At 40.7% G+C, this 7,164-nt stretch carries 9 protein-coding genes; 4 read left to right on the forward strand and 5 right to left on the reverse strand.

All coding sequences use genetic code 11. From position 1 onward, the window contains the following. Window positions 1-150: 150 nt before the first annotated feature. Window positions 151-2,337: an Ig-like domain-containing protein gene (locus QZN27_RS08005; RefSeq protein ID WP_296786142.1), complete on the forward strand. Its 2,187-nt coding sequence runs from the start codon at window positions 151-153 to the stop codon at window positions 2,335-2,337. Between the two features lie 26 nt (window positions 2,338-2,363). After that, a complete protein-coding gene (locus tag QZN27_RS08010; protein ID WP_296786144.1) occupies window positions 2,364-3,293 on the forward strand; it encodes a hypothetical protein in 930 nt (309 codons plus the stop codon). Between the two features lie 85 nt (window positions 3,294-3,378). Here QZN27_RS08010 and dmpI read toward each other — a convergent pair whose 3' ends face one another. Beyond that, on the reverse strand, window positions 3,379-3,564 hold the full coding sequence (gene dmpI, locus QZN27_RS08015; RefSeq protein ID WP_296786147.1) for a 4-oxalocrotonate tautomerase DmpI: 186 nt from the start codon (window positions 3,562-3,564) through the stop codon (window positions 3,379-3,381). A 60-nt stretch (window positions 3,565-3,624) separates the two neighbouring features. On the opposite strand from dmpI, the gene QZN27_RS08020 reads away from it, so the two are divergent. Both QZN27_RS08020 and QZN27_RS08025 read left to right on the forward strand, forming a co-directional pair. Further along, entirely contained in the window at window positions 3,625-4,083 is a 459-nt protein-coding gene (locus QZN27_RS08020) for a deoxyuridine 5'-triphosphate nucleotidohydrolase (RefSeq protein WP_296786165.1), read from the forward strand. Beyond that, on the forward strand, window positions 4,080-5,612 hold the full coding sequence (locus tag QZN27_RS08025) for a thiamine pyrophosphate-binding protein (RefSeq protein ID WP_296786151.1): 1,533 nt from the start codon (window positions 4,080-4,082) through the stop codon (window positions 5,610-5,612). Before QZN27_RS08020 ends, QZN27_RS08025 begins: the two co-directional genes overlap by 4 nt. Here QZN27_RS08025 and QZN27_RS08030 read toward each other — a convergent pair. From QZN27_RS08030 to QZN27_RS08045, 4 genes are all read right to left on the reverse strand, one after another. After that, entirely contained in the window at window positions 5,609-5,866 is a 258-nt protein-coding gene (locus tag QZN27_RS08030) for a hypothetical protein (RefSeq protein ID WP_296786154.1), read from the reverse strand. The two genes, QZN27_RS08025 and QZN27_RS08030, sit on opposite strands and share 4 nt — an antisense overlap. Next, window positions 5,856-6,317 carry a DUF2953 domain-containing protein gene (locus tag QZN27_RS08035; RefSeq protein WP_296786157.1) on the reverse strand — a complete coding sequence of 154 codons (462 nt, stop codon included), beginning with the start codon at window positions 6,315-6,317 and terminating at the stop codon, window positions 5,856-5,858. The genes QZN27_RS08030 and QZN27_RS08035 overlap by 11 nt, the downstream gene beginning before the upstream one ends. Window positions 6,318-6,445: 128 nt before the next feature. Beyond that, window positions 6,446-6,664, reverse strand: a complete 219-nt coding sequence (locus QZN27_RS08040; RefSeq protein ID WP_296786159.1) for a hypothetical protein — start codon at window positions 6,662-6,664, stop codon at window positions 6,446-6,448. Next, window positions 6,658-6,867, reverse strand: a complete 210-nt coding sequence (locus tag QZN27_RS08045) for a GerW family sporulation protein (protein WP_296786162.1) — start codon at window positions 6,865-6,867, stop codon at window positions 6,658-6,660. The genes QZN27_RS08040 and QZN27_RS08045 overlap by 7 nt, the downstream gene beginning before the upstream one ends. Window positions 6,868-7,164: the final 297 nt, after the last annotated feature.

The raw sequence follows: 7,164 nt of genomic DNA on the forward strand, positions 1-7,164 counted from the left end.
TCTATTCTTTCTGCACCTTCTAATGCCATAGTGTCACCTCAATATGATTTTCTTAAATATAATTATATAATATATATTATATTAAAATGTTAGTTTCAACCGGTCACTCACTGAAAAATTACTTTAATCACTTCGAATAAATTTAACCTCATGAACATGAAGGGGATATTGGCAATAGGTCTGGTTTTATTATTCGTTTCAATGGCGTCTGTATGCGCTTCTGACAACGTCACCGACGGCAATTCCACACAAAGTGACGTAATTGCCCAATCGCAGGACATAACCGGTGATATCAACGTGACATTTGACGAGAAGATGTGGGAGGAAAACCTCTCAGACATTAGCGTCGAGCTTCCCGACGAGGCGTCAGGTGAGTTCTGCATAAAGATAAATGACGAGGAAATCTACAACGAGACAATCACAGACCATTCGTTCAAGGTTCCAATCAAGCTTCCGAAACCAAAATATACCTTCATAATCAACATATATCCTCCGATGGACTTTAAAGTCTACAGGGTATCCGCATTCTACAACGGCATCGACCTCAACATAAACAGGACCCTTAAGGTGATGGACAATCCTCCGGAATATGAAAACATCCGTTTCCCAGAAGAGATCCTTCAGTATAGGGACCATCAGGTAGTGCTGATTTTTCCAAGGTCCGCCAACGGCATCGTTGAGTTCTATGTTGATGATGAGCTGATTGAAAGGACCAGTGCAAGGCCGCTCTTTGCATGGGAAAATGACCCATTCTCAAATCGGGAACTGGGAAACCACACGGCCAGGATAAGCTATCTTGGCGATGACTACTACCGTCCATTCAACAAATCCTTCAATTTCACCGTGACAAATGTGAAGATAAGCATTCCGAAGGTAATCAACATCAGCCATGACGACTGCATTGCCGTTGAGGCATCAACCACATCCTCTGCAACCGTCAAGGTGTTCCTTGATGACAGGATGATTGCAAACTCAAGGATATATGACGGAGAGTTCATAATGTCCCTTGAAAAATATATCAGATACACAGACCGTGAAATCAAGGTGGTGTTTGAAGGAAAGAACCTCTCAAGAACCAAGACACAGGCCCTCAACATGACCTATGATTTTGACGTGTGGCCTCTGACATTCACATACGGCGATAAGAACACCTTTGATATCATGCTGCCGGATTCTTTGAACAATAATCTCCTCACGGTCACAATAAACGGCACAAAATACTCTTTCAGGCATTCTCCGCAAATGGCCAACAATGAAATTGAGGTGGACGTCTCCAGCCTCGATTCAGGTGAATATGTGCTGGTCGTATCATTTGCAGGGGATGAAAAGTACTACCCATTGACCAGAAGCTACAATCTCACCGTCAGCTATCAGTTCCACATTCCATATGAGGTCGAATACCTGGACTCCTCAAAGGTCCAGCTAAATCTTCCGGGCGATGCGAATGGCAATCTGATTGTTTACGTTGACGGCAAATTGTTCAGTTCAGTGAAACTTGCCAGGGGCCATGGAGAGATTGCAATAGATTCATTTGCTCCGGGCGAACATGATATAACCGTCAGATACGACGGCAATGACTATAATATGAGCGATGTCAACACATCATTTTACATATTGCCTAAAATCAGCCTGGATTACAGATTCACCGCCGGTGAGGACAAGTACGTCACCGTTGAGGTTCCCAAAACCACTGGGGGCTATGTGATTTTCGGCATTGACGATAGGGAATATAAGGTCTACATCAAAAACGGAATCGCAAGACTCTCTTTAAAAAACCTGAATGCGGGAGAACATGACATATTCATCGACTATTACGGGGATGACGGATTCGAGGACCTCTCAAACTGGAGGGTCGTGACAGTCTCAAAAGCAAAGATCAGCACCATTTCATGCGAGGCTACATTCAAGGGAGTCAGCGTTAAGGTAAAGCTCCTTACAAGAAACGGCAAGCCTCTCGTATCCAAAAAGGTGACCCTTAAGTTCAACGGCAAGACATATAGGGTCAAAACCAACAAGAAGGGAATTCTGACATTCAAGAAATCAATGAAGCTCAAGAAGAAAAGCTATTCTTTGAAAATCTATTATATGGGTGCAAAGCTCACCAAAAAACTTAAAACAAAGCCGGTCAGTTTAAAAGTGAGTAAAACCAAAAGGAAACTGACCGTCAAGGCAGCAATCAACAAGAAAATCAAAAACAGGATTGTCAAAATCAAGGTCAATTCCAAAAGGTTCACCGTCAGGACAAACGCCAAGGGCATAGCGAAACTGACCATCAAAAAGCCTAAAAGGATTGCAAGAATCAGCGCCACTTATCAAAAGAATACGGTTTATGTATAAATATATTGAAATCCAAACTCATATTGATGAAGAGAAAATACATTCGCCAAAACAAGAACTCATTTGCAATCGTCAAGGCCAACAGAACCTATGCCAAATTGCAGGATTTGGATGATGCACTATTTTTAAGGGATTTGCTGGTTGAAAACGACTGGAATTTGGATTCAATCAATGAAACCTATGAATATGATGGCCAGTACATTGTTTTGGCGGTGATTGACGATAGGATTCATGTTCTGGCAAAATCCAAAGCAAGACCGTCCCAAAGCCAAATCAGCCAGATGACTAAAAGGAAAATGAGAAATCCCAACAACTCACGTTACGGGCTCAACATCACAAGGATATTCGACACATTCATAATAAAAAAGCAGATTGCAGGCGATGACTATATCTTTGGGTATTACGACACACTTGAGGATGCGGAGTTTGCAAGAAACCATCTTCTTGACAACATGTGGGACGTCAACTCCTTCTCGCAAATCCAGTATGATGAGGACAACAATAATTACAGGGTTACTGAGGTAATCGACGATAAGGTGTATGTATTGGGTTCATTTGAAAGCAAAAACGACATTAATCTGGACCAAATCCGTGCCGAATTTCTAAACAGGATTACCAAGCACAAGCTGGGACTTGCCGAGCACCCATATCTGGATGAGCTGACAGACAGGATTCCAGAATTGGAAGAGAGATTCAACACAAAAGCCCAGGACGGAACATGGGACTTTAAAAACACTCAGGATCCCCTAAATGATATCATCTTCAATTTAACCCCATTTCAACAAAGCGTATATGATGCGGTTGACGACTCAACAGTCGAGGACATTGAAAAGGCTCTCATAAGATTTCGCTCAGGCAATTTCACCAAAAAAATCCAAAAAAACCTTGATGAGCTGACCGAAAAGGGACTCATCTGCAAAAATCAAAATCATTATATTAAACAAAAACCAAAATAAGCATGTATTTGCAAGTCAAATACAAAAGTTCTTTTTTGGTTTGAACTTTAATGGGGGAGATTTCCGACTCCCCTTTTTAAATTCATTATCTGTCGCTTAAAAGCTGGCCGCCGGCACCGATATCATCAGGTTCGAATCCGGTTACCAATACTGTTATTGTTTCAATTGGAAGGCCGTATGCTTCAGCCACAACTTCAGACACTTTTTTTACCATTTCTCTTTTTTTCTCAATGCTTATTCCGTTGTTTCCGGCAATTTGAATTACTGGCATAGTATCACCAATCTAATATATTAACGATTTAAGATAAATATCTTATTGAAGGTTGATAACATGCTCGGTGAAGATGAACTTGTAAAGATATTTCCGGATTTCGCAGATTTGGTGCAGCCGTCCGGAATCGATTTGGAATTGGATAAGATATACGTGGAGAAAAGCGCAGGATCATTGATTGACAATGAAAAGAATTTGCCTGAAATTGAAGAGCTTGAAGGCGATATTTACACATTGAAGCCCCACACAGCATATCTGGCAAGCATCAAAAGGAAAATAAAAATCCCTAAGGGATATACAATGCTTTATCTGCCACGCTCAACACTTTTAAGGTCATTTGTTTCCGTACAGACCGCAGTGGGAGACCCTGGATTTTACGGAACACTGATGTTTATGATTTACAATCACGGAGAATACGAATATAAAATCAAATCAGGCGACAGGATTGCTCAGGCAGTTGTATTTCCGGTGGAAGGTTCCGGAGAGTATGACGGGTCATATCAGGAGGCGGAAGAGTGAACGTTGCAGGTAAGATAGTTGAAATATTGGAAGAAGAGGATATCTTTGATGTCTTTGGAATTCCGGGCGAGCAGATTATGCCCCTTTATGAGGCGCTATCAAAAAGCGAAATCAACCATGTGCTTACAAGACACGAGCAGGGGGCGGCCACCGCAGCAGACGGATATGCAAGATCAACAGGTAAAATAGGAGTCTGCATCACAACAGCTTCACCAGGGGCACTTAATGTAACAATGCCTCTTGCAACAGCATTCAAGGACAATCTGCCAGTACTGGTACTGACCGGTGACAATGAACTGAAATATAGGGGAAGCGACCATTTCCAGTCAACCCCTCAGGTAGAAATGTTTAAACACATCACACGAGCATCCTACAATCCACTGAACGGAACGGAAGCGATGTATATGCTCAGGGCGTCCATTTATGAGCTTAAAAACTTCCCGAAAGGTCCGATTCACATTAACCTGTCTAAGGATGTCCTTTTGCAGGAGGACTTTGATGACTTTGACTTGTGCTATCTGTGTGAAGATGACATGTCCAATCTTTCAAGGGCACAGGAAGTCATTGACAATGCCGAAAGGCCATTATTAATTCTGGGTGCAGGTGCAATAAGCCAGGCACAGGCCATTGAGAATATTGTGAATGAATATCAGATTCCTGTTGCCACCACATTTCATGGAATGGGTGTGATTCCAGAAAGGAATCCCTTAAACCTTGGACTGTGCAGAACACGTGCAACAGAAAGGGGAAAATACGCATTTGAAAATGCTGACTGCATAATCGGTCTTGGAATCAAGGCAAGCGAAAGGACACTGCCTGAAATGCCTGAAAATTTCATCCATGTAAACATAAATAAAGATGTTCTGGTGGGCAATTATCCGATTCATGGTAAGGTTGCTGATTTTCTGGCAGAAATAAAATTCAAGCCTGTTGATTGGATTGATGAGATATCTCAGATTGACGATTCATATCATATTGAAGGCCTTGACGATGACTTAAAGCCGCAGGCCGCAATAAAAAGGATTCTTGAGAGATTCCCGGATAATATTGTCGCTTCAGATGCAGGATCACACACAACATGGGTAACCCTTTTAAAGAAATCCCAAAGGCCAAGACAGCTTCTGTTTTCAGGGGCGATGGCTCCGATGGGTTACGGCCTTCCGGCAGCGATAGGTGCAGGAATAGCGACAGGAGAAAAGGTCATAGTCATCAACGGAGACGGAGACTTTCAGATGAACCTCCAGGAGCTTGCAACACTTAAGCAGCAGGATCTGGATGTAATCGTGTTCATCATAAACAATTCAGAGTTCGGAATCATTCGCCAGTGGGAGGAATCATTCTACGATATGGAGCCTTACCAGGTCAAGTTGGAAAATCCCGATTTTGTAAAGCTGGCCTCAAGCTATGGAATCGATGCCGTAAGGGTGGACAATCTTGACGATTTGGAGATGATTCTGGATAAGGATTTGACAGGACCTCTTGTAATTGAGGTAATCGTGGAAAGCGAAGACATTCCCCTTCCAAGTTAGATGCAATTTTCCACATATTCCTTGACAACTTCACTTATGTTGATGGCCTTATCTAGGGGTGCTAAATAATATTGGCCATTTTCTTCGTAAATAATTCCGACAGGTGCAATTTCAGCAGAAGTTACCCTGTCTTTAATCATCACAATCTGCCTTCTGAAGGCAAATGTTAAACCATATTCCTTTTTAAATTCATAGTCGACGTAGTTTTTGAGTTCAAGATACTCTTCAATATCCTCAAGTATATTATCGCTCATCCAGAACACCTCTTATGAATATTCGAACATCTTTTTTTAAAATCAGCCTGATTGTAGGAACTATGAGTCTTAACGGGTAGATTTCAACTTCATTGATTCCGTATCCGTCAATGACTGACCCCTCAAATGAAGGTTCGGCACTCAGTTTCAGCTTTTCATGCATTGGATTGACGGTGGCTAAAATCGCCCAGATTATGCCGATGTATTTTCCGGTATCTGCATAACTGTTCATTCCAAAAATCAGGTGGTTTCGTATCTCTTTGACTTTGATGATATTTAAAACAGATTTCAGATAAATCTTGAAGTCATCAAAACAGGGTTTTGCCAGGTTAAAGAGCTTTTTAATGTCCCTTTCCTTTTTCTCTTCGTCTTCGTCATCTTCTTTGTCATCATCTTCTGATGGAAAATGGCGGGTGTAAATTTTGATTTTTTTAAAAATAAGTATTTTCAAACATCCTTTAATCTCGCTACCTTTCTTGGTGTATTCAAAAGATATTTTAATCCCAATAAGGAGTAAAAAAATAATAAATAGGATGATTATCAGGATAATCATCAAAAGGATGTTTAACATGTAAAGTCCTATTCTTCTTCTGTTTCTTCACTTGTACTGAATTCAGGTTCTATGTATTCGGATTCGTCGTAGTATTCATCAGGTTGTTGTGAATCCATATAATTTTTAATAAGGTCACTTATGACCAATGCAATGTCGGATATTGCTTTGTTTGCTTCTGATCCTTTGGTTAGATTGAGCACGCGGATTCCTTCGGCATCATTTCCCTTTTTAGGTATCACTACCATGGAAATCGGTTCAACTCCTGCACCTGCACCGACTGCTTGCCGCCTTCGCTACCGATAAGGTTTTCTCCAGCTCCGAATCCCACTCCCATTCTTACGACTGGAATTAGGATTTTATCTTCGGTTTCTATAGGGCTGCCGATTACATTGTCGACATTGGCCAGTTTACGTAATTCTTCAACAGTTGTTTTAATATTTTTTGACATAGTCTTCACATCCTATTATTGATTATACTTTTTGTTTTTTGTTGTTAAATAATTTTAGTTTTGAAGTTGAGTAATACTTTTGTCACTTATAAGACATACATTTCATGTGTAACTTTTTAGTTATAACTGATTTTTCGAGAGGTGCATTTCAAGTGTAACTTTTAACTTATAAGTTCTAATACACAGGATGTAGACATGCATTTCAAGTGTAACTTTTAACTTATAAGTTCTAATACACAGGATGTAGACATGCATTTCAAGTGTAACTTTTAACTTATAACTTATTAGAAAAATTTC

Source organism: uncultured Methanobrevibacter sp. (genome assembly GCF_900316895.1).
Lineage (GTDB): Archaea > Methanobacteriota > Methanobacteria > Methanobacteriales > Methanobacteriaceae > Methanocatella.

What these genes read in the sequence shown, in the direction of transcription:
- QZN27_RS08005 (WP_296786142.1), top strand. Translation starts at nt 151, where the DNA reads ATGAACATGAAGGGGATATTGGCAATAGGTCTGGTTTTATTATTCGTT.
- QZN27_RS08010 (WP_296786144.1), top strand. Translation starts at nt 2,364, where the DNA reads ATGAAGAGAAAATACATTCGCCAAAACAAGAACTCATTTGCAATCGTC.
- dmpI (WP_296786147.1), bottom strand. Translation starts at nt 3,564, where the DNA reads ATGCCAGTAATTCAAATTGCCGGAAACAACGGAATAAGCATTGAGAAA.
- QZN27_RS08020 (WP_296786165.1), top strand. Translation starts at nt 3,625, where the DNA reads ATGCTCGGTGAAGATGAACTTGTAAAGATATTTCCGGATTTCGCAGAT.
- QZN27_RS08030 (WP_296786154.1), bottom strand. Translation starts at nt 5,866, where the DNA reads ATGAGCGATAATATACTTGAGGATATTGAAGAGTATCTTGAACTCAAA.
- QZN27_RS08040 (WP_296786159.1), bottom strand. Translation starts at nt 6,664, where the DNA reads ATGGTAGTGATACCTAAAAAGGGAAATGATGCCGAAGGAATCCGCGTG.
- QZN27_RS08045 (WP_296786162.1), bottom strand. Translation starts at nt 6,867, where the DNA reads ATGTCAAAAAATATTAAAACAACTGTTGAAGAATTACGTAAACTGGCC.